This window comes from Microbacterium sp., from assembly GCF_041909575.1.
Classification (GTDB): Bacteria; Actinomycetota; Actinomycetes; order Actinomycetales; family Microbacteriaceae; genus Microbacterium.
Map to the genome: position 1 here is coordinate 20,388 of NZ_JAYRDE010000012.1, position 22,276 is coordinate 42,663.

At 70.6% G+C, this 22,276-nt stretch carries 24 protein-coding genes; 17 read left to right on the top strand and 7 right to left on the bottom strand.

What is annotated here, in order from left to right; translation table 11 throughout:
* Window positions 1–24 precede the first annotated feature (24 nt).
* The gene (locus ACE3O1_RS03310) at window positions 25–891 is read right to left on the bottom strand and encodes a PAC2 family protein (RefSeq protein WP_374312386.1); all 867 of its coding nucleotides are present in this window, start codon (window positions 889–891) and stop codon (window positions 25–27) included.
* Window positions 892–1,037: 146 nt separating this feature from the next.
* Here ACE3O1_RS03310 and ACE3O1_RS03315 point away from each other — a divergent pair, with 146 nt between their 5' ends.
* From ACE3O1_RS03315 to lnt, 9 genes are all read left to right on the top strand, one after another.
* Window positions 1,038–1,721, top strand: coding sequence for an HAD family hydrolase (locus ACE3O1_RS03315; protein ID WP_374312388.1), 684 nt, complete (start codon window positions 1,038–1,040; stop codon window positions 1,719–1,721).
* Window positions 1,718–2,749 (top strand): tRNA (adenine-N1)-methyltransferase, encoded by a 1,032-nt coding sequence (locus ACE3O1_RS03320; protein WP_374312390.1) that lies wholly within the window; start codon window positions 1,718–1,720, stop codon window positions 2,747–2,749. The genes ACE3O1_RS03315 and ACE3O1_RS03320 overlap by 4 nt, the downstream gene beginning before the upstream one ends.
* Before the next feature lie 96 nt (window positions 2,750–2,845).
* Complete coding sequence (locus ACE3O1_RS03325; protein ID WP_374312392.1) at window positions 2,846–3,781, top strand: FKBP-type peptidyl-prolyl cis-trans isomerase; 936 nt, start codon at window positions 2,846–2,848, stop codon at window positions 3,779–3,781.
* A gap of 54 nt (window positions 3,782–3,835) precedes the next feature.
* On the top strand, window positions 3,836–4,831 hold the full coding sequence (locus ACE3O1_RS03330) for a helix-turn-helix transcriptional regulator (RefSeq protein WP_374312394.1): 996 nt from the start codon (window positions 3,836–3,838) through the stop codon (window positions 4,829–4,831).
* Entirely contained in the window at window positions 4,828–5,790 is a 963-nt protein-coding gene (locus ACE3O1_RS03335; protein WP_374312396.1) for a helix-turn-helix transcriptional regulator, read from the top strand. The genes ACE3O1_RS03330 and ACE3O1_RS03335 overlap by 4 nt, the downstream gene beginning before the upstream one ends.
* Window positions 5,791–5,876: 86 nt before the next feature.
* Entirely contained in the window at window positions 5,877–6,134 is a 258-nt protein-coding gene (gene tatA / locus ACE3O1_RS03340; protein WP_374312398.1) for a Sec-independent protein translocase subunit TatA, read from the top strand.
* Window positions 6,135–6,200: 66 nt separating this feature from the next.
* On the top strand, window positions 6,201–6,962 hold the full coding sequence (gene tatC / locus ACE3O1_RS03345; RefSeq protein WP_374312400.1) for a twin-arginine translocase subunit TatC: 762 nt from the start codon (window positions 6,201–6,203) through the stop codon (window positions 6,960–6,962).
* Window positions 6,959–9,454 (top strand): DEAD/DEAH box helicase, encoded by a 2,496-nt coding sequence (locus tag ACE3O1_RS03350; protein WP_374312402.1) that lies wholly within the window; start codon window positions 6,959–6,961, stop codon window positions 9,452–9,454. The genes tatC and ACE3O1_RS03350 overlap by 4 nt, the downstream gene beginning before the upstream one ends.
* A 37-nt stretch (window positions 9,455–9,491) precedes the next feature.
* Window positions 9,492–11,087: an apolipoprotein N-acyltransferase gene (gene lnt, locus ACE3O1_RS03355; RefSeq protein WP_374312404.1), complete on the top strand. Its 1,596-nt coding sequence runs from the start codon at window positions 9,492–9,494 to the stop codon at window positions 11,085–11,087.
* A 3-nt stretch (window positions 11,088–11,090) separates the two neighbouring features.
* On the opposite strand, the gene ACE3O1_RS03360 is transcribed toward lnt, so the two are convergent.
* The 4 genes from ACE3O1_RS03360 to ACE3O1_RS03375 all read right to left on the bottom strand — a co-directional run bounded on the left by ACE3O1_RS03360 (window position 11,091) and on the right by ACE3O1_RS03375 (window position 13,809).
* Window positions 11,091–11,474: an RNA polymerase-binding protein RbpA gene (locus tag ACE3O1_RS03360; RefSeq protein ID WP_374312406.1), complete on the bottom strand. Its 384-nt coding sequence runs from the start codon at window positions 11,472–11,474 to the stop codon at window positions 11,091–11,093.
* A gap of 126 nt (window positions 11,475–11,600) precedes the next feature.
* On the bottom strand, window positions 11,601–12,380 hold the full coding sequence (locus ACE3O1_RS03365; protein ID WP_374312408.1) for a glycerophosphodiester phosphodiesterase family protein: 780 nt from the start codon (window positions 12,378–12,380) through the stop codon (window positions 11,601–11,603).
* Window positions 12,377–13,330, bottom strand: coding sequence for an SPFH domain-containing protein (locus tag ACE3O1_RS03370; protein ID WP_374312410.1), 954 nt, complete (start codon window positions 13,328–13,330; stop codon window positions 12,377–12,379). Before ACE3O1_RS03370 ends, ACE3O1_RS03365 begins: the two co-directional genes overlap by 4 nt.
* Window positions 13,327–13,809: an NfeD family protein gene (locus tag ACE3O1_RS03375; RefSeq protein WP_374312412.1), complete on the bottom strand. Its 483-nt coding sequence runs from the start codon at window positions 13,807–13,809 to the stop codon at window positions 13,327–13,329. Before ACE3O1_RS03375 ends, ACE3O1_RS03370 begins: the two co-directional genes overlap by 4 nt.
* A 45-nt stretch (window positions 13,810–13,854) precedes the next feature.
* Here ACE3O1_RS03375 and ACE3O1_RS03380 point away from each other — a divergent pair, with 45 nt between their 5' ends.
* Together ACE3O1_RS03380 and ACE3O1_RS03385 are read left to right on the top strand one after the other, a co-directional pair.
* Window positions 13,855–14,628 carry an SDR family oxidoreductase gene (locus ACE3O1_RS03380; RefSeq protein ID WP_374312415.1) on the top strand — a complete coding sequence of 258 codons (774 nt, stop codon included), beginning with the start codon at window positions 13,855–13,857 and terminating at the stop codon, window positions 14,626–14,628.
* A gap of 3 nt (window positions 14,629–14,631) precedes the next feature.
* Window positions 14,632–16,614 (top strand): prolyl oligopeptidase family serine peptidase, encoded by a 1,983-nt coding sequence (locus ACE3O1_RS03385; RefSeq protein WP_374312417.1) that lies wholly within the window; start codon window positions 14,632–14,634, stop codon window positions 16,612–16,614.
* 56 nt (window positions 16,615–16,670) lie between these two features.
* On the opposite strand, the gene ACE3O1_RS03390 is transcribed toward ACE3O1_RS03385, so the two are convergent.
* Window positions 16,671–17,231: an HdeD family acid-resistance protein gene (locus ACE3O1_RS03390; RefSeq protein WP_374312419.1), complete on the bottom strand. Its 561-nt coding sequence runs from the start codon at window positions 17,229–17,231 to the stop codon at window positions 16,671–16,673.
* Between the two features lie 187 nt (window positions 17,232–17,418).
* On the opposite strand from ACE3O1_RS03390, the gene ACE3O1_RS03395 reads away from it, so the two are divergent.
* Genes ACE3O1_RS03395 through ACE3O1_RS03405 form a run of 3 tightly spaced genes read left to right on the top strand, consistent with a single transcriptional unit; the run spans window position 17,419 to window position 19,003 of the window.
* Window positions 17,419–18,012: a sulfite oxidase-like oxidoreductase gene (locus tag ACE3O1_RS03395; RefSeq protein WP_374312421.1), complete on the top strand. Its 594-nt coding sequence runs from the start codon at window positions 17,419–17,421 to the stop codon at window positions 18,010–18,012.
* A complete protein-coding gene (locus ACE3O1_RS03400; protein ID WP_374312423.1) occupies window positions 18,009–18,734 on the top strand; it encodes an FAD-binding oxidoreductase in 726 nt (241 codons plus the stop codon). The genes ACE3O1_RS03395 and ACE3O1_RS03400 overlap by 4 nt, the downstream gene beginning before the upstream one ends.
* Complete coding sequence (locus ACE3O1_RS03405) at window positions 18,734–19,003, top strand: DUF6510 family protein (protein WP_374312425.1); 270 nt, start codon at window positions 18,734–18,736, stop codon at window positions 19,001–19,003. The genes ACE3O1_RS03400 and ACE3O1_RS03405 overlap by 1 nt, the downstream gene beginning before the upstream one ends.
* A gap of 2 nt (window positions 19,004–19,005) precedes the next feature.
* On the opposite strand, the gene ACE3O1_RS03410 is transcribed toward ACE3O1_RS03405, so the two are convergent.
* A complete protein-coding gene (locus tag ACE3O1_RS03410) occupies window positions 19,006–19,926 on the bottom strand; it encodes an AEC family transporter (RefSeq protein WP_374312427.1) in 921 nt (306 codons plus the stop codon).
* A gap of 52 nt (window positions 19,927–19,978) precedes the next feature.
* Here ACE3O1_RS03410 and ACE3O1_RS03415 point away from each other — a divergent pair, with 52 nt between their 5' ends.
* The 3 genes from ACE3O1_RS03415 to ACE3O1_RS03425 all read left to right on the top strand — a co-directional run bounded on the left by ACE3O1_RS03415 (window position 19,979) and on the right by ACE3O1_RS03425 (window position 22,222).
* Window positions 19,979–20,437, top strand: coding sequence for a pyridoxamine 5'-phosphate oxidase family protein (locus tag ACE3O1_RS03415; RefSeq protein WP_374312429.1), 459 nt, complete (start codon window positions 19,979–19,981; stop codon window positions 20,435–20,437).
* Window positions 20,434–21,192, top strand: coding sequence for a phosphotransferase (locus tag ACE3O1_RS03420; protein WP_374312431.1), 759 nt, complete (start codon window positions 20,434–20,436; stop codon window positions 21,190–21,192). The genes ACE3O1_RS03415 and ACE3O1_RS03420 overlap by 4 nt, the downstream gene beginning before the upstream one ends.
* Window positions 21,193–21,355: 163 nt before the next feature.
* Window positions 21,356–22,222, top strand: a complete 867-nt coding sequence (locus tag ACE3O1_RS03425; protein WP_374312433.1) for a GyrI-like domain-containing protein — start codon at window positions 21,356–21,358, stop codon at window positions 22,220–22,222.
* Window positions 22,223–22,276 lie beyond the last annotated feature (54 nt).

Genomic DNA, 22,276 nt, shown 5'->3' on the forward strand with positions numbered 1-22,276 from the left:
CCGGCCCACGCAGCGCGTTCGCGGCTAGCGCCGCGGGTCGTCGCGGCCCGGCTTGGTCGGGCCGTCGCCGCCGCGACGCAGGTAGCGCTCGAACTCCTGGGCGATGGCGTCGCCCGACGCCTCGGGGGAGTCCCATGTGTCGCGCGTGCGCTCGAGCTGACGGATGTACTCCGTCATCTCCTCGTCGTCGGCGGCAGCGGCGTCGATCGATGCCTCCCACGCCGCGGCCTCGGTCGCGAGGTCGCCGCGCGGCACCGAGGCGCCGGTGAGGTCCTCGAGCCGATCGAGCAGGGCCAGCGTGGCCTTCGGGGACGGCGTGTGGCCGGCGACGTAGTGCGGAACGCTCGCCCACAGGCTCGCCGACGGGATGCCGGCGGCGTCGGCGGCGTGGCCGAGCACGCTGAGGATGCCCACGGGACCCTCGTAGGTGCTCCGCTCGAGTTCGAGCGCGGTGCGCAGGGCATCGTTGTCGCTGCCGGCGAAGACCGAGATCGGGCGGGTGTGCGGGACGTCCGACATCATCGACCCGATCGACAGGAAGCCGGTGATGTCCTCTCGCAGGGCGATGTCGATGAACTCCGACGCGAATGCCTGCCACGCGCGCGCTGGCTCGACGCCGGTGAGCAGCCACAGCTGCGTGCCGCTGCGCGTGGTGCGGGTGGGGCGCAGCAGGGCGGCCTCGGGCCACTTCAGCGACCGCTTCCCGTCCCCGTCGGTCACGATCTGGGGTCGCGTGTACTGGTAGTCGAAGTACAGCTCGGGGTCCACGGAGAAGACGGTCTCGTACGTGCCCCCTTCGCGCAGCTGCGTGATGGCTGACGACGCCGCCTCACCGGCATCGTTCCACCCGTCGAACGCGGCGACGAGCACCCGGCGTCCCAGTCCGTCCACGAGACCTCCTCCACCCGCGGTGCGGGTTCCCTCCAGGATAGGCCCGGTGCGGCGCGGGGGGATCAGCACTCCCGCGCGCCTCCGCACCGCGTCGCGCGCGCGGGGCTCGCCCCGGGCGCCGTCTCGCCTCCGGCTACCATGGACCAGTGAATCCCGCGCCTCTCTCGGCCGTCCTGTGGGACATGGACGGCACCCTGGTCGACACCGAGCCCTATTGGATGGCCGCGGAGACGCCGCTCGTCGAGAGCTTCGGCGGGACGTGGTCCCACGAGCAGGCGCTCGCGCTGGTGGGACTCGGTCTCGAGGACTCCGCGCGGATCTTCCAGGATGCCGGCGTGCGGATGGGCGTGCACGAGATCATCGACCACCTGACCGACGACGTGATGCGCCGTCTCGCCACCACCGGCGTGCCCTTCCGCCCCGGAGCGCGCGAGCTGCTCGCGGACCTGCGCGCCGCCGGGATCAAGACCGGCCTCGTCACGATGTCGATGCGGCGCATGGCCGACACCGTCGTCGACCTCATCGACTTCGAGGCGTTCGACGTGGTGATCGCGGGCGACGACGCCACGCGCCCCAAGCCATTCCCCGACCCGTACCTGCAGGCCTGCGACGCGCTCGGCGTCACGCCGGCCGAGGCCGTCGCGATCGAGGACTCGCCCAACGGCCTGCGCTCGGCGGTCGCCTCCGGAGCCGCGACGATCGGCGTGCCGCTCATGGTCTCGCTCACCGGGGCCGGCGCCCACGTGCTGTGGCCGACCCTGGAGGGCCGCACCGCCGCGGACGTGGCATCCTTCCACGCCGCCCACCGCGCCGAGGAGGCCGCCCGATGACCGAACGACCCAGCGGCCCCTTCCGGTTCGGAGACCGCGTGCAGCTCACGGGCCCCAAGGGACGCCTGCACACGATCACCCTTCGCGAGCGCGGCGAACTGCACACGCACCACGGCGTGCTCAAGCACGAGCAGCTCGTCAGCCAGCCCGACGGCTCGGTCGTCGCGAACAGCGGCGGGCACGAGTACCTCGCGCTGCGCCCCCTGCTGCGAGACTTCGTCATGTCCATGCCCCGGGGCGCGGCGATCGTCTATCCGAAGGACGCCGCGCAGATCATCGCCGAGGCCGACGTGTTCCCGGGCTCCGTCGTCGTCGAGGCGGGCGTCGGCTCGGGCGCGCTGTCGCTGTGGCTCCTCCGCGCGATGGGCTCCGAAGGTCGCCTCATCTCCTTCGAGCGGCGGCCGGAGTTCGCCGAGGTCGCCCAGGCCAACGTCGAGACGTACCTGGGGGAGACGCCGGCGAACTGGCAGGTCGTGGTCGGGGACCTCGTCGAATCGCTCCCGGGCGCCGTGGCTCCGGCATCCGTCGACCGTGTCGTCCTCGACATGCTGGCGCCGTGGGAGTGCATCGACGTCGTCGCCGATGCACTCACCCCCGGCGGCGTCGTGCTCTGCTACATCGCCACCGCGACCCAGCTGAGCCGTGTGGCGGAGTACATCCGCCACACCGGCCTGTTCACCGATCCCGAGGCCAGCGAGACGATGGTGCGCGGCTGGCACGTGGAGGGCCTCGCGGTCCGGCCCGACCACCGCATGGTCGCCCACACCGGCTTCCTGCTGTGGGCTCGGCGCCTGGCCCCGGGTGCCGTGCCGCCCGAGGTCAAGCGGCGCGCGTCGAAGTCGAGCTACGGCGACGAGGACGTCGAGCTCTGGACCCCGGGAGCCGTCGGCGACCGCCAGATCACCGACAAGAACCTCCGCAAGCGGGTGCGCGAGGCACAGCGAGCCGCCGAGGGCGCGCGGCAGGCCGCGGGCGACGCGACGGGCGAGGGAACGAGCGAGGGAACGGGCGACTCGGACGAGCGCTGAGGTTTCGATACGCGCCGGCGGCGCTACTCAACCTAGATCCGGGACGCCTCAACGCCGCTGCACGGCATTGACCCGACCCGCATCTAGACTGTTCCGGTGCGCAAGATCCCCGCTGCCCTCGCGATCCTCGGACTCGCGGCCGTCGGCCTGGCCGGCTGTTCGCTGCCTGCCGCCTCCGACTGCCCCCGCCCCGACGGCGGCGGTGACGAGGTCGATCTCATCCAGGTGACGGGCGCTGCGGATGCCGCGCCCGAGGTCGAGATCTACACGCCGTTCATCGCGTCCGAGACGCAGTTCACCGACGTCGAGCAGGGCGACGGCGAAGTGCCGATCACGTCGACCGACCAGCTCGTGGTGATCGACCTGAGCCTGTACTCGGGCGAGACCGGCGAACAGATCGTCGGGACCGGCTACGACGGCGACCTGTCGCAGCCGCTCCCGCTGTCGCAGTGGACCGCGACGGTTCCGGCGTTCGAGGAGGCGCTCCAGTGCGCGTCCGAGGGATCGCGCATCGTCGTGGCGATCGGACCCGGGGGAATCGATCCCGCGGCGGCGCAGAGCGTCGGTCTCGCCGAGGATGACTCGTCTGTGGCCGTCGTGGACGTGCGCAAGGTGTATCGCCCCGCCGCCGACGGCAGCCTTCAGTACAACAGCGGCATGGGTCTTCCTGCCGTCGTCCGTGCGCCCGACGGTCACCCCGGCGTCGTGATCCCCGACGGGAATGCGCCCACCGAGGTCGTCGTGCAGACGCTGAAGAAGGGCGACGGCCCGGTCGTCGAGGCGGACTCGACCGTGCGGGCGCACGTGCTCGCGGTGTCATGGGACGACAAGGAGCAGCTGAGCTCCACGTGGGAGACGCAGCCTCAGTCCATTCCGCTGACGGGCGACCCGGTCCTCGAGCAGGTGCTCGTCGGCCAGACGGTCGGCTCGCAGGTGATGGCCGTCGTTCCCGCCGAAGCAGGAGGCACCGACCAGGCGACCGTCTTCGTGTTCGACATCCTCGGCCTCGACGAGGCCGCTCCCGCGCAGTAGCGGCGCGCCCGTCGAGACGGTTCCGCAGGGGCCGGCCGACCCTAGGATGAGTGGGTGCCTGCCAACGCGCCCGCGAAGAACCCGCCAGAGGAGCGGCTCGTCAATCTCGTCGTCGCGCTCATGGCGACCGATCAGGGGCTGACGAAGGACACCATCCTGTCCTCGGTGTCGGGATACCGCGAGCAGACGGTGGCCGGCGCATCCAAGGACGCGCTCGAGAAGATGTTCGAGCGCGACAAGGAGAGTCTTCGCGGCCTGGGCGTCCCCATCGAGACCATCGGCGACTGGGCCGATCCCGACGACCTGCGCGAGGCGCGGTATCGGGTGCCGAGCGCGGAGTACGAGCTTCCCGAGGACATCGAGTTCACGCCGGCCGAGCTCGCCCTGCTGAACCTGGCGGGCGGCGTCTGGAGTGAGAGCTCCATGTCCGACGATGCCCGCAGCGGCCTGCGCAAGATCCGCGCCCTGGGCATTCCGGTGGATGAGCCGATCATCGGCTATTCGCCGCGGATCAGCCTGCACGACCCGTCGTTCCCGCTCCTGCAGCAGGCGATCGAGCAGTCCCGCGTGGTGACGTTCCCCTACCTGAAGCCGGGGGAGGAGGCGCCGCGCACGCGACGCGTCCAGCCGCTGGCGCTCGTCGAGTACGAGGCGCGCTGGCACGTGTTCGGCATCGACCTCGGGGTGGGCGCCGACCGGACCTTCCTGCTCTCGCGCATCGTGGGCCCGGTCGTGCAGACGCGAGAGGGCTTCGATCCGGCGCTGCGCGAGGGTGCCGGCGAACGCGCGCTCCGCGGCCTCGAGCAGGTCGCGGCCCGCAGCACGGCGCACCTCGAGGTGAACCCCGGCACGGAGGCAGCGCTGCGCCTCGCACGGCGCGCGACCCCGGCCGAGCAGGGGATCCGCGTCTCGTACGTCGACGTCCACATCTTCGCCGAGGAGCTCGCCTCCTACGGCCCCGAGGTGCGGGTCGTCGAGCCGGCCGAGCTGCGTGACCGCGTGATCGAGCGCCTCGCCGCCGCGCGCGACCTGAACGGGGCATCCGCATGACCGCCCGTCGCTCCCTGGTCGCCACCGACCGCGCCGCGCTCATGCTGCAGCTCGTGCCGTACCTCATCGGCAAGGGCGAGGTGTCCATCGCCGAGGCAGCCGACGAGTTCGACGTCACGCCCGACCAGATGCGCGGGATGGTCGAGAAGCTCACCGTGATCGGGCTGCCCGGAGACGGCGGCTACTGGCAGATGGCGAACGACCTGTTCGACATCGACTGGGACCTCCTTGACCAGCGGGATCTCATCGTGATCACGAACTCCGTCGGGCTCGAGCGCGCGCCCAAGCTCACCGCCCGTGAGGCGGCGGCGCTGCTGGCGGGACTGCAGCTGGCGCGCACCATCCCCGGCGTGGGCGACACGGAGCTGTTCGCCGGCCTGCTGGCCAAGCTCGCCCGCGGCGCCTCCGGCATCCCCGCCGAGGTGATCGTCGCACCCGGGCCCGTCGACACCGTGCGCGACACCGTGGCGACGGCACTCCGCCGCCGGGTCGCCGTCTCGTTCACCTACAAGGCACCGGATGCCGCGCCCACCACGCGGACCGTCGACCCGGTGAAGGTGCACATCGCCGACGGGCAGTGGTACCTCCAGGGCTGGTGCCACCTGCGCGAGGCGATGCGCACGTTCCACCTGGACCGCGTGAGCGACCTGCAGCTCACGGACATCGAGATCTCACACGCGGGCGAGCCGGCTCCCGGCTGGTTCGAGGCGAGCGAGGACGACGTCGTCGCCCGCATCCGCTTCCCCGAGGCGGTCGCGCGACTTCTCGGGGACTACCTCGACCGCGCGTCCCTCGAGACGTCGGGCGGCATGACCGTGGCGACGATGCGCGTCGCCGACGAGTTCAGCCTGCGCCGTCTCGCTGTCCGCCGCGGCGGCGAGGTCGAGGTGCTCGAGCCCGCCGCCGCGCGCCGCGCGACCGCCGAATGGGCAGAGGCGGGGCTCGCCCAGTATCGGTGAAGGATCGGTGACGAGTTCGCCCGGAGAACACCGCCCTCGGTGACGGCGGGTTACACTGAGACCGGACCCGCCGAAAGGAAATCGACATGCTGCAAGGCCTCACAGGGTGGCACTTCCTGATCATCCTGGCTGTGATCCTGCTGCTGTTCGGCGCGGCGAAGCTGCCGGCGCTGGCCAAGAGCATGGGTCAGTCCGCTCGCGTCTTCAAGGGTGAGATGAAGGCGATGAAGGACGACGACACGTCCAAGGCCGACGCGACGCCGGCCGGCACCGCCTCCTCCGTCGAGGCGCCCTCGGCCGAGGTGCGCACGGACGCGGGCGGAACCGCCGAATCCAAGCCCTGACCCGCCGTGGCAACGGCAGGACCGCCGCGCGTCGGAGAATCCGACCCGACGCGGCGTGAGAAGCGCATGTCGCTCGGCCAGCATCTGGTCGAGCTGCGCAAGCGCATCATGTGGGCCGCGCTGGCGCTCATCGTCGGCATGGTCGTCGCGTTCTTCATCACCGACCCGGTCATCCACCTCATCACCGAGCCGCTGCGCGTCGTGGCGGAGTCGGAGGGTCAGGAGGCGAAGGTCGAGCTCATGTTCAGCACGGTCACGGCCGCGTTCGACCTGCGCCTGCGGATGTCCTTCGCGATCGGCCTGCTGATCTCGGCGCCCATCTGGCTGTGGCAGATCTGGGCCTTCATCATGCCGGGGCTCACGCGCAAAGAGGTGCGCTACACGGTCGGTTTCCTCGCCGCCGCGATCCCGCTCTTCTTCGCCGGGTGCGCGATGGGTCTCGTGATCATGCCGCACATCGTGGAGCTCATGGCGTCGTTCGTGCCGCAGGGCGCCGCGTCCTTCTACGACGCCGCGTACTACTACGACTTCGTGTTCAAGCTGCTGATCGTCGTCGGCGTCGCCTTCGTTCTCCCGGTGTTCCTGGTCGCGATGAACGTCGCGGGGGTGATGTCGGGACGCGCCATCATCAAGGGCTGGCGCGTCGCGGTGCTGATCTCCGTGGTGTTCGCCGCCCTCGCGACGCCGGCCGCCGACGTCGTCAGCATGCTCATGCTCGCCGGGATCATGGTGGTGCTGTTCTTCGCCGCGGCAGGGGTGTCCCTGCTGTTCGACCGCCGCCGGGCCAAGCGCGACGCCGCGATCCTGCCGCCCGAGACCGGCGCATGACCGATCCCGGTCGGGCGGAGCGATACGCACGGGCGCGCGATTCCGCCGCGGCCTCCCGCAGCCACCCGATCACGGCCGACTTCGCGGCGTCCCAGCGATTCACGCTCGACGACTTCCAGCTCGCCGGCTGCCGGGCCCTCGAAGAGGGTCGCAGCGTGCTGGTGGCGGCCCCGACGGGCGCGGGCAAGACGATCGTGGGCGAGTTCGCCGTGCACCTCGCCATGCGCGAGCAGGGCGACAAGGCGTTCTACACGACGCCGATCAAGGCGCTGTCGAATCAGAAGTTCCGCGAGCTCCAGGACGTCTACGGCGCCGACCAGGTCGGGCTGCTCACCGGTGACACCAACATCAACGGCAGCGCCCGCATCGTCGTCATGACGACGGAAGTGCTGCGCAACATGCTCTACGCCGACTCCCCGGCGCTGCGCGGGCTGCGGTACGTCGTCATGGACGAGGTGCACTACCTCGCCGATCGTTTCCGCGGGGCGGTGTGGGAGGAGATCATCATCCACCTCCCGCAGCGCGTGCGGCTCGTGTCGCTGTCGGCGACCGTATCCAACGCGGAGGAGTTCGGCGACTGGCTGGACACCGTGCGCGGCGACACCGAGGTGATCGTGTCCGAGACGCGGCCGGTGCCCCTGGAGCAGCACGTGCTGGTGCGGGGCGACCTGCTGCCGCTCTTCGACGATCGGGCGGGGATCGCCACGGCGCAGGTGAACCAGGAGCTCATGCGCATCCGGTCGTTCAAGGGCCAGAACTTCGAGGTCAACCGGCGCGCTCAGCAGGGGTCGAGCGCGCGCAACGCCGGGTACGAGGCATCCCGCCGCCGGCCCAACCGTGGCGGCAGGCGCCCCGTGCGCTCCGCGAACGTGCAGCGGATCGAGCGGCTGGACCGCCCGGACGTCGTGGAGCTGCTCGCCCGCTCCAACCTGCTCCCGGCCATCTTCTTCATCTTCAGCCGAGTCGGGTGCGATGCCGCGGTGCAGCAGGTGCGCCGCGCCGGTGTCCGCCTCACCAGCCAGGAGGAGCGCGCCGAGATCCGCTCGATCGTCGAGGAGCGCACGCGCACGCTGCACGATGAGGATCTCGCGGTCCTCGGCTACTGGGAATGGCTCGACAACCTCGAGCGCGGCGTCGCGTCGCACCACGCCGGGCTCCTGCCCGCGTTCAAGGAGGTCGTGGAGGAGCTCTTCCAGCGCAAGCTCGTGAAGGTCGTGTTCGCGACCGAGACGCTCGCGCTCGGCATCAACATGCCCGCGCGCACGGTGGTGCTCGAGAAGCTCGAGAAGTTCAACGGCGAAGCGCGAGTGGCGATCACGTCGGGGGAGTACACCCAGCTGACCGGCCGCGCCGGGCGTCGGGGCATCGACGTCGAAGGGCACGCGGTCGTGCAGTGGACGGAGGGGCTCGACCCCCAGGCTGTCGCTGCTCTCGCGTCGCGCCGCACGTACCCGCTCAACTCCAGCTTCCGGCCGACCTACAACATGGCGGTCAACCTCATCGACCGGTTCGGGCGGGCGAAAGCGCGCGAGATCCTCGAGTCGTCGTTCGCGCAGTTCCAGGCCGACCGCGCGGTGGTGGGTCTCGCACGCCAGGTGCGCGAGCAGGAGGAGTCGCTCGCCGGCTATGAGAAGGCCATGACGTGCGATCGGGGCGACTTCGCCGAGTACTCCGGCATCCGCCGCGATCTCAGCGATCTCGAGAAGCTGAACCGCAAGGACGCGAACGCCTCGCGCGCGGCGCGCGACAAGCGCCAGAAGGAGCTCGGCAGCCTGCGGCGACGGATGCAGCGGCATCCCTGCCATTCCTGCCCCGACCGCGAGAACCACGCCCGCTGGGCGGAGCGGTACTGGCGGCTTCGGCGCACCATCGACAAGATGCGCCAGCAGATCGAGACGCGCACCGGCACGGTGGCCCGGATCTTCGATCGTGTGGTCGACGTGCTCGGTGAGCTCGACTACGTGCGCTCCGACGACGGCGCCACGACCCTCACACCCGCTGGCCGCACGATGCGCCGCATCTACGGAGAACGCGACCTGCTGGTGGCGGAGTCGCTCCGTCGCGGGCTGTGGCGGGACCTGGATGCGCCGTCCCTCGCCGCCCTCGCGTGCTGCCTCGTCTACGAACCGCGTCGCGACGACGGCGGACCCGGAGAACGCGGGCTTCCGCGCGGCGCGTTCCGCCCCGCCTTCACCGCGACGCTGGAGCTCTGGCAGCAGCTCGACGACCTCGAGCGTGAGCACCACCTGCCCGGGTCGGAGCCGATCGCGGCGGGGCTCGCCCAGGCGATGCACTCGTGGGCTCGGGGCGGGATGCTCGACCGCGTGCTGTCCGAGGCCGACATGGCGGCCGGCGACTTCGTGCGCTGGTCGAAGCAGACGATCGACCTGCTGGACCAGCTGTCGATCGTCGCTGACGCCCCGCTCGCCGGTGTGGCCCGCAAGGCGCTGGACGCCGTGCGCCGCGGCATCGTCGCCTACTCGGGCGTCTGACAGCGGCCGCACAGTCCGCGGCGCTTAGGGTTGTTCCGTGCCTCTCGCCGCCGCGCCGCGCCCGCTCCTGCCGTTGTGGGCGGCCGTCCTCGTGTCCGTCGTCGGCGGGGTCGTCCTCGATCTGGCATATCCCGCCGTGGGCTGGTGGCCGCTCGCCTTCGTCGGAGTGGGCCTGTCGCTCGTGGCCCTCATCGGACGCTCGGTCTGGGGAGCGCTCCTGGTCGGATTCGTGTTCGGCGCCACGTTCTTCCTCGTCCACATCATGTGGATCACGCGCTACCTCGGCGTGGTCCCGTGGTTCGCCCTCGCGGGCCTCGAGACCGTCTTCATGGCCGTCGGGTCCATCGCGCTCACGCTCGCGTATCGATGGATGCCGCGGCTGTTCCCGTCTCGCCGGGCATCTCTCGTCGCCCTCCCGCTGCTGATCGGCGGCGTCTGGACCGCGCGGGAGCTCTTCATGGGATCCTGGCCCTACACCGGCTTCCCGTGGGCGCGCATCGGCATGAGCCAGTCCGAGAGCCCGCTCGCGCACCTCGTGTCGTGGACGGGCGTCGCAGGCCTCACGTTCCTCATGGTCGCGTTCACCGCGGCGGTGATCGAGTGGGCACGCATCGCTCGATTCCGCGACCTCCGCACGGCGCTGCCCGCGGCGGCGATGGCCGCGCTGCTCCTGCTCGTCCCGGCGTTCCCCACGACGCCTGCCGGCGACCTGCGCGTGGGAAGCGTGCAGGGCAACGGCCCCTCGGGGTACTTCGACCCCCGCGAGCGCAACGACGTCCTGAACGCCCAGCTCGAGGCATCCGCTCCGCTCCTCGGAGAGGATCTCGATGTGCTGCTGTGGCCGGAGGGCGGCATCGACTCGGACCCTCTCGCCAACGAGAGCACGGCGCGGATCCTCGACGCGCTGTCGGAGCGCGCGGGAGCGCCGCTCATCGTCAACGCCGCGACGACGCGCGGAGAGGACACCTTCAACACGTCGATGCTGTGGGTGGCGGGGGAGGGCGCCGTGCAGCTGCACGACAAGACCAATCCGGTGCCGATGGGGGAGTACGTACCCGATCGCTGGTTCTTCGAGGCGCTCGCCCCCGATCTCATCGGACTCATCCAGCGCGAGTACACGCCCGGCTCGAACCGGCCCTTCTTCGACCTCGAGGGCATCGGGGTGGGCCTCGCGATCTGCTTCGACGTCATCTACGACGAGGTGATCTGGGCCGGCGCCGAGGACGGCGCGCAGGTGTACATGTTCCAGACGAACAACGCCGACTTCCGCGACACCGACGAGAACCTGCAGCAGCTGGCGTTCGCCCGCATGCGTGCGATCGAGACGGGTCGTTCGGTCGTGAATCTGTCGACCGTCGGAACGAGCCAGGTGATGGCCCCCGACGGTCGCACGATCGACGGGCTGCCGGCGGGCGAGGCGGGGCACATGCTCACCGAGGTGCCCCTGCGCACGGGTCTCACTCCCGCTGTCCTGGCGGGGCCCTGGATCAAAGTGCTCCTGGGCTGGGGTTCGCTGCTCGCGCTGATCGCCCTGGGCGTCGCCGTGGTGGTCGCCTCACGTCGCGATGCGCAGAGGTCCCCGGACGCCGGAACGCCGGCCCCCGAAGGGACCGGCGTCGGACGAAGCGGGTGAGGCTCAGGCGCTGATCTTGTCGAGGGTGACGTCCTCGCCGGCACCGCGGCGCGCGCGGACGTAGGCGAGACGCTCCTCGAGGAGCTCCTCGAGCTCGGGAAGGGTGCGGCGCTCGAGCAGCATGTCCCAGTGGCTGCGGGGCGTCTTGTCGCCCGAGTGGTCGACGGTGGCGGTGCCGTCGCCGACACGACGGAGCGCCTCGGCTCCGCAGGTGCGGCACTCCCAGGCCGGGGGAACCTCGGCATCGGCCGCGAAAGTCAGGTTGGTGTCGCGTCCGCAGACGGTACACGTGTAGAGGTGCTGTGCACGCTCATGGAAGACGACGCCCTCTTCGCTCTGTAGGCTCTGGGCGCCGAGTCGGATGCCGCGCAAGCTGCGGTCTGCCATTTTGTGGTCCTCTCGTCGCTGTACAGGTATAACGAAGTGACCTGTGCGGATCATCCGAAAGGCCCTTGGGACGCGGCGTTTCACAGTGGATGCACAGCCGCCGCAGGTCGCTGTGGGCGGCGCGCGTCAGCGCAGTGCCCGCAGCGCGACGTCGGCGCGATCCGTGACCACCCCGTCAACGCCCCACTCCACCAGGCGCGTCATGTCGGCGGGATCGTTCACCGTCCATACGTGGACCTCGACGCCGTGCGCATGAGCGGCATCCAGCAGGCGCGGCGAGACGATGCGGAGGCGCCGCTGGCGTTCAGGCACCTGCAGCGCGTCCACTCCGTCCAGCGCGCGGCGGACTCCCCGGCGTGAGCGCACCGCCAGCGCCGCGAGCAGGCGCGCGATCGTCGCGCTGCCGGCGGACGTGGCGGGACGGATGCCGCGCCCCTCAGCCTCCGCCGCGGCCAGAGCGGTGCGGCGGCGGTCGTCGGAGAAGCTCGTGAGCAGCACCCGCGCGCCGTGCCGCGCGACGATCCGGCCCACGGGCTCGGCCGCGCCCGGTGCCTTGACGTCGAGGTTGAAGCGGACGGTCGGGAACGCGTCGAGCGCCTGCGCAAGCGTCAGGAGCCCGCCGCGATCGGCCATGAGCGCCTCGAGTTCGCCGGACCGCACGTTCGCGATGGGGCGCGGGTCTCCGGTCACGCGCGAGAGGTCGTCGTCGTGGAAGAGCACCACCACGCCGTCGGCGGTGAGGTGACAGTCTGACTCGACGTAGTCCGCGCCGGCGGAGTGGGCCGCGGCGACCGCCGCGAACGAGTTCTCGGCCACCCCGTGGGCGGCCTCATGGGGCGTGACCAGCCCGCGGTGCGCAAGGATCCGTGGTGTCGAGACTCCGAGGAACCAGGGGTGCGCGGTCACGGTGCCGGCGGCTGGATACCCGGTGTCTTGTGCTCGCCGCTCGCGGCACCCTGGGTCGCCCCGAGGAACGAGCCGCTGAGCCCCTTGAGCGCCTCGGTGAATTCGCTCGGGATGATCCAGAGCTTGCTCGACGCGCTGTCGGCGATCTTCGGCAGCGTCTGCAGGTACTGGTAGGCGAGGAGCTTGTCGTCGGGGTTGCCGGTATGGATGGCGTCGAAGACCGTCTGGATGGCCTCCGCCTCGCCCTGCGCGCGCAGCACCTGCGCCTGCTTGTCGCCCTCGGCCTTGAGGATCTCGGCCTGACGGCGGCCTTCGGCCTCGAGGATCTGCGACTGCTTCGAGCCCTCGGCCGTGAGGATCGCGGCACGACGGTCGCGCTCGGCGCGCATCTGCTTCTCCATCGAGTCCTGGATCGAGTGCGGCGGGTCGATGGCCTTGAGCTCGACGCGTCCGACGCGGATGCCCCACTTGCCCGTCGCCTCGTCGAGCACGACGCGCAGCTGGCCGTTGATGTTGTCGCGGCTCGTCAGCGCCTCTTCGAGGTTCAGGCCGCCGACGACGTTGCGCAGCGTCGTGGTGGTCAGCTGCTCCACGGCACCGAGATAGTTCGCGATCTCGTACGTCGCGGCGCGAGCATCGGTCACCTGGAAGTACACGACGGTGTCGATCGACACGACGAGGTTGTCCTCGGTGATCACCGGCTGAGGCGGGAAGGACACGACCTGTTCGCGCATGTCGATGAGCGGGCGCAGCCGGTCGATGAAGGGCACGAGGAGGTTGAGGCCGGGCATGAGCGTCTTGTGATACCGGCCCAGCCGCTCGACGATGCCCGCGTTGGCCTGGGGGATGATGCGGATCGAGCGGACGATCACCACCAGCACGAAGATGAAGACCGCGATCGCGAGCAGCCAGGCGATGGCGGTGGGGATCAGGGCGTCGAGATCGCTCATGCGGTGGGGTCCTCCGTGAGGGTGGGGTTCGTGGGCCGGACCACGGCGGTCGCGCCGTCGATCCGGCTGACGTTGACCGGCGTCCCCGGCTCGAGCTCGCCGACCTCGGTGCGTGCGGTCCAGACGTCGCCGTTGCTCAGACGCACCTGTCCGCCGTGGGCGGAGACGGTCGAGACGACCCGGCCCCCGAGGTCGATGAGGGCGTCCACGTTGGACGGGGTGGGATCCTCGCCGCGTCGGAGCCGTCTCAGCAGCGGCGGACGCAGGAAGAGCACGAGCACCGCGGCGACGACGGCGGCGATGATCACCTGCAGCCAGATCGGCGCGCCGATCAGGTCGGCTCCGAGGCCGGCCAGGCCGCCGATGCTCAGCATGAGGAAGGTGAAGTCGAGGGTGAGCATCTCGATCACGAGGAACACCAGGATGAGCACCAGCCACCCGATCCACGCGTACTGTTCGATCGTCTGGATGAGCTCCACTGTGCGCCTCCTCGTCCTCCGAACCTAGCAGGTAGGGTCGAGGGCGTGACTGAGACATCCACACCCCTCCCCGCCGGCTCGCTGAGCGGCAAGACCGCCCTCGTGACCGGCTCGTCGCGGGGCATCGGCGCCGACACGGTGCGCTACCTCGCCGAGGCGGGCGCGAACGTCGTCATCAACTACCGCAACAAGGCGCCGCGCGCCGAGAAGCTGGCGGCCGAGCTGAGGGAGCTCGGGGTCGAGGCGCTCGTCGTGGGCGCCGACCTCACCGACGCGGAGTCGGTCCAGGCGATGTTCGACGAGGTGCAGCGCGCGTTCGGCGGGCTCGACATCCTCGTCCTGAACGCCTCCGGCGGCATGGAGTCGGGCATGGCGGAGGACTACGCCCTCCAGCTCAATCGCGACGCGCAGGTCCGTGTGCTCGAGACCGCGCTGCCGCTCCTGGGCGAGGGCGCCCGGGTGGTGTTCGTCACGAGCCACCAGGCCCACTTCATCCGCACCACGCCGACCATGCCCGAGTACGAGCCGGTCGCGCTCTCCAAGCGCGCAGGCGAGGACGCCCTGCGCGAGCGGATCCCCGCTCTCACCGAGCGCGGCGTCGGATTCGTCGTCGTCTCCGGGGACATGATCGAGGGCACGATCACGGCGACACTCCTGGAGCGGGCGAACCCGGGCGCCATCGCTGCTCGGCGCGAAGACGCCGGCAAGCTCTACAACGTCTCCGAGTTCGCCGCCGAGGTCGCCGCGGCCGCTCTCGAGCCGATCCCCGCAGACAACACGCGTCTCGTGGGCGACACCGCCTCGTTCGCCGGGGAGTGACGCGTGCGCGCACACGACATCGAGAAGCTCATCTCGGTCGGGCGGCCCGTCATCGCCCCCGACGGATCGTTCGCGGTCTTCGCCACGTCGCGACCTGATCTGGCCGCCAACCGAGCGGTGGGTCAGCTCTGGCGTGTCGAGCTGCCGGACGGCACGCCGCGCCGCCTCACGCGCGGGGTGGCCGATTCGGGTCCGCGCCTCTCGCCCGACGGCGCCCGGCTGGCGTTCGTCCGCGGCGATGCGAAGGGGCGACCGCAGATCTTCGTCATTCCGTCCGCGGGCGGCGAGGCGGTGCAGGCCACCGATGCCCAGCTCGGCGTCGAGGGGTTCGCGTGGGCGCCCGACGGCCGCTCGTTCGCCTACGTCGCTCGCGTACCCGAGCCGGGTCGCTACGGCAGCGTGGAGGGCCTGGATGCCTCGGCCGAGGCTCCCCGTCACATCACCGGCATCCGCTGGCACGCCAACGGCCTCGGCTACCTCGCCGATCGTCCGGCGCACTTGTTCGCCGTCTCGGCCCCGCAGCCGGACTCCGAGCCCTTCTACGAGCCCGCGGCAACCGTGCTGCCCGAGGGCGAGCAGCCGCCGAAGAAGCCCGTCATCGCCTTCGAGCCCCGCCGTCTCACCGAGGGCGCAGCATCGCACGGCGGTGTCGTCTTCTCGGCGGACGGCGCCGAGATCCTCACGGTCGTCGACGAGATCGAGGCCGCGCGCCGCGACCTGCGTTCGCGCGTGATCGCCGTCGCGAGCGACGGCTCGGGCAGCCGTGAGGTGCTCGGCGTCGACGCGGATCTCTCGGTCTACGGCATCGATGTCGCCGACGACGGCACCATCGCGCTGCTCGCTCACGAGGTGGGGGAGGCGGGCGTCGACTTCATCGCCCCCGGCGTCGGCCTGTGGCTGGTGGAGCAGAGCGGCCCGCGCCGCCTGACCGACGACGAGACGATCAACCTGGGTGACGGACACATCACGCCGATCGGCGACGACTTCCTCGTGCAGGACACGACCCGCGGCCGCGTGCGGCTGGTTCGCGTCACGCGTGCGGGCGAGCTGACCGAGGTCCTCGGCGGCGATGTCGAGGTGGCCGGGCACGCCGCCGCCGGAGATCGCATCGTCGCCGCTGTCGCCACCCCCGGCTCGGCCGGCGAGCTCGTCGTGATCGACGGCGGGGACGCGCGCACGGTCACCGCCTTCGGCGCCGGGGCTGCGGCATCCGGCATCGCCGCTCCGCGCGAACTCACCGTCGACGGTCGCGACGGCTACCCTGTGCACGGCTGGGTAGCCACTCCCGAGGGCGACGGGCCGTTCCCCGTCATCCTGCAGATCCACGGCGGGCCGTACGCGTCGTACGGCGTGCACCTGTTCGACGAGACGCAGGTCCTCGTGGAGGCGGGCTATGCGGTGGTCTACAGCAACCCGCGGGGATCCGCAGGCTACGGGCGTGCGCACGGGCGCAGCATCCGTCAGGCCATGGGCACCGTCGACTTCGCCGACGTCATCGACTTCCTCGATGGTGCGATCGCCGGCGACCCACGCCTGGACGGCACTCGGGTGGGCATCATGGGCGGGTCGTACGGCGGATATCTGACGGCCTGGGTGATCGCCCACGACCACCGGTTCGCCGGCGCGATCGTCGAGCGTGGATTCCTCGATCCGGCGACGTTCCAGGGCACGAGCGACATCGGCACATTCTTCGGCGACGAGTACGTGGGCGTCTCTGCGGAGGACATCGCCCGGCAGAGTCCGATGGCCGTCGTCGACCAGGTGACCACGCCGACCCTCGTGATCCACTCGGAGCTCGACTTCCGCTGCCCGTTGGAGCAGGCGACTCGGTACTACGCCGCCCTCAAGCGCAACGGCACCGAGGCGGAGATGCTGGTGTTCCCCGGCGAGAACCACGAACTGACGCGGTCCGGACAGCCCCGGCACCGCGTGCAGCGCTTCGATGCGGTGCTGGCGTGGTGGGCGAAGCACCTGCCGACGCGCTGAGTCATGCAACGGAAAAGGCCCCGGGGATTCCCCGGGGCCTTTTCGGCGTCAGCGGATCAGAGGTCCTTCTTGCCGAAGGTGAACGCGCGGACGATGTTGATGATGCCGAGGACCACCAGCGCGATGCCGAGGATCCACCACAGCACGACGGCGCCCCAGAGCGGGCTGAACAGCAGGTACAGACCGGCGATGATGCTGACGATCGCGAAGAAGATCGACCAGCCCTTCGACGCCGCGTCCCCCAGCGTGGAGAGCGCCACGATGCCCTCGATGATCCACATGATGCCGACGAGGATCACGACGAACACGGCGAGCCAGGCCGTCGCCTGCTGCAGATTGACCAGCGCGACGATTCCGGCGATGACGAACAGGACGCCCAGCGCGATGTGGCCGAGGCGAGCCCACCCGCCCTTGTTGCGCGTGAAGATCCCGAGCCCCGCGTAGACGAGTCCCGCGGCGATCGCGTAGATCGCGATCACGATGGTGACCACGAACGCGGCGTTCTGGGGCTGGAAGATGATGAACAGACCGGCGAGGACGGCGAGGACGCCGCCCACGCCGAGGGCGGTGCGGATGCCGTTGACGGCCGACTTCTCGGCCGCAGATTCCGTGGACATGCGAGGTGTCCTTTCTGAGAGTTACCTGGGAACGTGCGGCTAAAGCCTAGACCCCAACTCGAGCATCGGCGGAATGAACGTCGTGTGTCGCAACACTGTCGCCGGCTCGTGACCGTTCCGGACTCTCGCGCACCTGCCGTCGGCGGCGCTACGGTGAGCGTGATCGGTCGAGTGAAGGAGGCGCCCCATGGCAGTGTTCTCGAGAGGGTTCGGCGCACGCCGGCGGGAATCAGACCCGGATCTGCCGCCCGGCCAGTACCTCACGGAGGACTTCCCGGTCCTTTCGGCCGGCCCCACACCTCGGATCGACACGGACGAGTGGTCGTTCACGGTCGTCGAGGACGGCCGCGGGCTCGCGCGATGGAGCTGGGACGAATTCCTCTCCCTTCCCATCGAGGACATCACCACCGACATCCACTGCGTCACGCGGTGGTCGAAGCTCGGAACATCGTGGCGGGGCGTCTCGATCGACACGGTCCTCGAAGCAGTGGAGTCCGAGGCGACGCACGTGATGGCTCATTCCTACGGCGGCTACACCACGAACATCCCGCTCGAGGACCTCGTCGATGGCAAGGCGTGGGTTGCGTTCGAATTCGACGGCGAGCCGCTGGACCCCGAGCACGGCGGGCCGGCTCGGCTGCTCGTTCCGCACCTCTACTTCTGGAAGAGCGCGAAGTGGGTGAGGGGCCTCGATCTTATGGACGGCGACGCGCCCGGCTTCTGGGAGCAGAACGGCTACAACATGCACGGGGACCCCTGGACCGAGGAGCGGTACTGGTGATCGTGGGCGGGTGGCGGCCCGCGCGCGTCACAGCGGTGACAGAGGCGACGCCCACCGCCCGTCTGCTGCGCCTCGACGTGCCCGGATGGCCGGGGAACGACGCCGGTCAGCACGTCGACATCCGCCTGACCGCGGAGGACGGCTACCAGGCGGTGCGCTCGTACTCGCTCGGCTCGTACGGGCCCGGTGAGAGCATCGAGCTCGGCGTCGACGAGGTCCCCGACGGCGAGGTCTCGCCTTACCTCGTGCGCGACGTCCTCCCGGGTGACGAGCTCGAGGTCAAGGGCCCGCTGGGCGGGTACTTCGTGTGGCGACCCGGGGGAGAGGGGCCGGTGCAGCTGATCGCCGGCGGGTCCGGCGTCGTGCCGCTGGTCGCGATGGCGCGGGCGGCACGGGATGCCTCGGCCGCGGCATCCGTTCGCCTGCTGTACTCGGTGCGGGGTCCGGAGGACGCGATATATCGTGATGAGCTCGTCGCGCTGGCCGCCGACGGGGGAGTGGAGCTCACCTGGGCGTACACACGGCGCGCGCCGGACGGATGGGACGGGAGCGTCGGTCGCCTCGACGATCAGCGGATCGCCGACGCGGTGTGGGCTGCCGACCGCGAGCCGGCGGTGTTCGTCTGCGGACCGACAGGTTTCGTCGAGCACGTCGCCGATGCGCTCGTGAGACTCGGGCACGCCTCGGGGCGGATCAGGACAGAGCGGTTCGGAGGGGCATGATGCGCGAAGAGAACGCTGCGGCGACGGTCGACGGGAACGCGCTGGCAGGACTGCTGGCCGGGGTGTTCGAGGGTGACGCGACGATGCTGGTCGGCGTCTGCGCCGGCTGCGGCGCCGCGGCGGCGCTGGCCGAAACGATCGTCGAGATCGACGACACGTGCGCGATCGCGCGCTGCCGCACGTGTACGCACACGCTCCTCACCGTGCTGCAGGACGACGAGAGCGTGCGGGTCGTGTTCGGGATGCTGCGGGAGCTGCGCCGCGTCTGAGCTCAGCCGAGCAGCAGCGTGATCGCGATGAGCACGGGGACGCAGCCGATCGTCGTCAGGAAGACGGTGTCGCGCGAGATCGTTTCGCCGACGTCATAGCGCTGCGAGAAGTTGAAGACGTTCTGCGCCGTCGGGAGAGCCGCGAGCACCACGACGATCAGCACGTCCTGCGCGCCGAGTCCGAAGACGAACTCGGCGACGACCCAGGCGATGACCGGCATCGCGATGAGCTTGAGCGCCGTCGCGAGCACGACGTCGCGGCGCCGGCCCGAGGGTGCCAGGACGCGCTGCCCGTGCAGCGAGATGCCGTAGCTGATCAGCAGGATCGGCACGCAGGCGTTGGCGATGAGCACCGCCGGGTCCATGACGACGGGCGGCAGTTCGAGGCCGCTGACCGAGACGATCGCGCCCAGCGCCGAGCCGAGCACGATCGGGTTCGTGGCGGTGCGGACGATCGAGCGCCAGAGCGTCGATCGGCCGGAGGTCACGGCATCCAGGATCGCCATCGTGATCGGCGTGAACACGAGCAGCTGAAGCAGGATCACCGGTGCCGGATATGCGGCGCTGCCGAGCAGGTAGAGCGACAGCGGGATGCCGATGTTGTTGGAGTTGACCTGCCCGGCACTGAGGGCCCCGATGACCGTCTCGCCCACCGAGCGCCGCCACGCGAACCGCGCGACGACGGCGTAGACGCCGATGATCGCGACGGCGGCGATGGCGGAGACGGGCAGGAGGGCCGAGAACAGCGTGCGGACGTCGGCCTGCGCGAGCACGACGAAGAGCAGGAACGGCGACAGGACGAAGAACGTGAGGCGGGCGAGCACGGGCCGGGCGTGCTCGCCGAGCAGATTGATGCGTCCGAGGATCCAGCCCACGAGGATCGCGACGCCGACGACGACGAATCCGGTGAGCGATTCCAGCACCCTTCGAGCCTAGGGCCGGGGCAGGGTCCGCGCCCGCCGCTAGCGTGGGGGCATGAGCACTGCTGCCGAGCCGCGGGACCGGGCCACGCGAAGAGCCGACACCCTCGCCATGCTCGCCGGGCCCCAGATCGACGTGTGGGTGGCGACGGCGACGACCGGCGGCGACCCGTACCTCGTGCCGCTCTCGCTCGCGTGGATCGGCGAACGGGCCGTGATCGCGGTGGAGGAGGGTTCGGTCACGGCGCGGAATCTCGCCGGCGGACGATCGGCGCGACTCGCGGTCGGACCGACGCGCGACGTCGTGCTCCTCGATGTCGACCTCGAGCGCATCGTCGGCGTCGACGACGAGGCTGAGCTCGGTGCGGCGTATGCGGCGCAGGCGGACTGGGATCCGCGCGGTCTCGCCGGCTACGTGTTCGTCGTGCTGCGGCCTACGCGCGTGCAGGCGTGGCGCGAGGCGAACGAGCTGCGCGGCCGCCTGCTCATGCGTCACGGCGAATGGCTGCCGTGAGCGACGCACCCGACGACGAGGTGCTCGTCGGCGGCAACGTGACCCCGGTGGTGCGCCGGGGCGACGCGGTGCACCGCCAGGCCGGCGAGTGGACGCCCGCGGTGCACCTGCTGCTGCGCACGCTGCACCACGCCGGGATCGACGAGGTGCCCGAGCCGCGCGGCTTCGACCAGTTCGGCAGGGAGATCCTCTCGTTCGTGCCGGGGGAGACACTGGCGGATGCCGCGCCCCGCGTGCTCTGGTCGGTCGACGTGCTGCGCTCGGCAGCGCGGCTGCTGCGACGGATCCACGACGCGAGCGTGCCCCTCGTGGCGGATCCGTCGCTCGTGTGGCGCTCACCGCGGCGTGAGCCGGCCGAAGTGATCTGTCATAACGACTTCGCCACGTACAACCTGCTGGTGCGCGGGGAGACGCTTTCCGGTGCGATCGACTTCGATTTCGCGTCGCCGGGCTCGCGCGCGTGGGATCTGTCCTACCTCGCTTATCGGATCGTGCCGTTCGCAGAGGACGCTCCGCACACGGAAGGGCTCGACCGTCGGATCCGCCTGGATGCCCTCATCCGCGCGTACGGCGGCGGAGTCGCCGCTGACGAGATCATTGCGACGGCCGCCGATCGGCTGGATGACCTGCGGGCGTTCACGCTCGGCCGGCGGCGCGCGACAGGACGTGTCGACTTCGCCGAGCACGCCGCGATGTACGGGCGGGACGCCGAGCGTCTGCGCGGGCCGCGCCCGTGGGCCATCTCATTGTCGTGAGTGCTTCTCGCGCTATCGCTGATAATGCACATTATGTCAGATCGCGCGAGGAGGGCGACCCTGCGAGGCACCCGAGCCCCCTCCCCGCCTTCCGACCGTTTCGGTCCGGGAAGATCGGGTGCGGGAGCTGCGCCATGACGAGGCTGGATGCGAAGGAGGAGCCGTGATCGCGAATCTCAACCGCGTGGTCGACGTCGTCGAGAGTCAGCTCACCGACGACATCGACATCGCGGACCTGGCACGGAGTCTGGGCACGACCGAGTATCACCTGCGGCGGATGTTCTCGTCGCTGGCCGGGATGCCGCTCTCCGAGTACGTTCGACGACGCCGCATGACGGTGGCTGTCGGCGACCTGCTCGGCGACGACGACCTGCTCGACATCGCGGTTCGCTACGGGTACGGCTCGACCGAGGCGTTCGGCCGGGCGTTCCGCGCGGTGCACGGCGTCGGCCCCGCCGACGTGCGGCGCGATGGCGGTCCCCTTCGCACACAACCGCAACTCAGGTTCCGCCTGACCGTCGAAGGGACAGCATCCATGGACACCCGCATCGCAGACCGACCCGCCTTCCGGCTCGTCGGTCACGCCGCACGAGTCCCCCTGATCCATCAGGGGATCAATCCGCACATCCAGGCCCACATCGCCGGTCTCCCGGTCGAGGAGCACGCGCGACTCAAGGGATTGAGCAGCGCCGAGCCGGCCGGCCTCCTCCAGGTGAGCGCAGACGTCGACCCCGATTACACCGAGGGCAGCGAGCTCACCTACCTGCACGGCGTGGCCGTGACGGCCGACACGGACATCCCCGCGGGTCTCGACGTGATCGAGGTCCCCGCCGGTGCGTGGGCGGTCTTCCGCGTCGAGGGCGACTACCCCGTCGCGCTGCAGGAGACGTGGGCGGCCACCGCGAGCGAGTGGTTCCCCTCGAACCCGTGGCGCCTGCGCCCCGGACCGTCGATCGTCGCGGTGCTCGAGCGCTCCCCCGACTTCGCCACCGCCACTTGCGAGCTCTGGCTTCCGGTCGAGCGAGCGTGAGCCGCAGCCGCAACCGGACAGAGAACGGGGCGTGACCGTTGGGTCAAGCCCCCC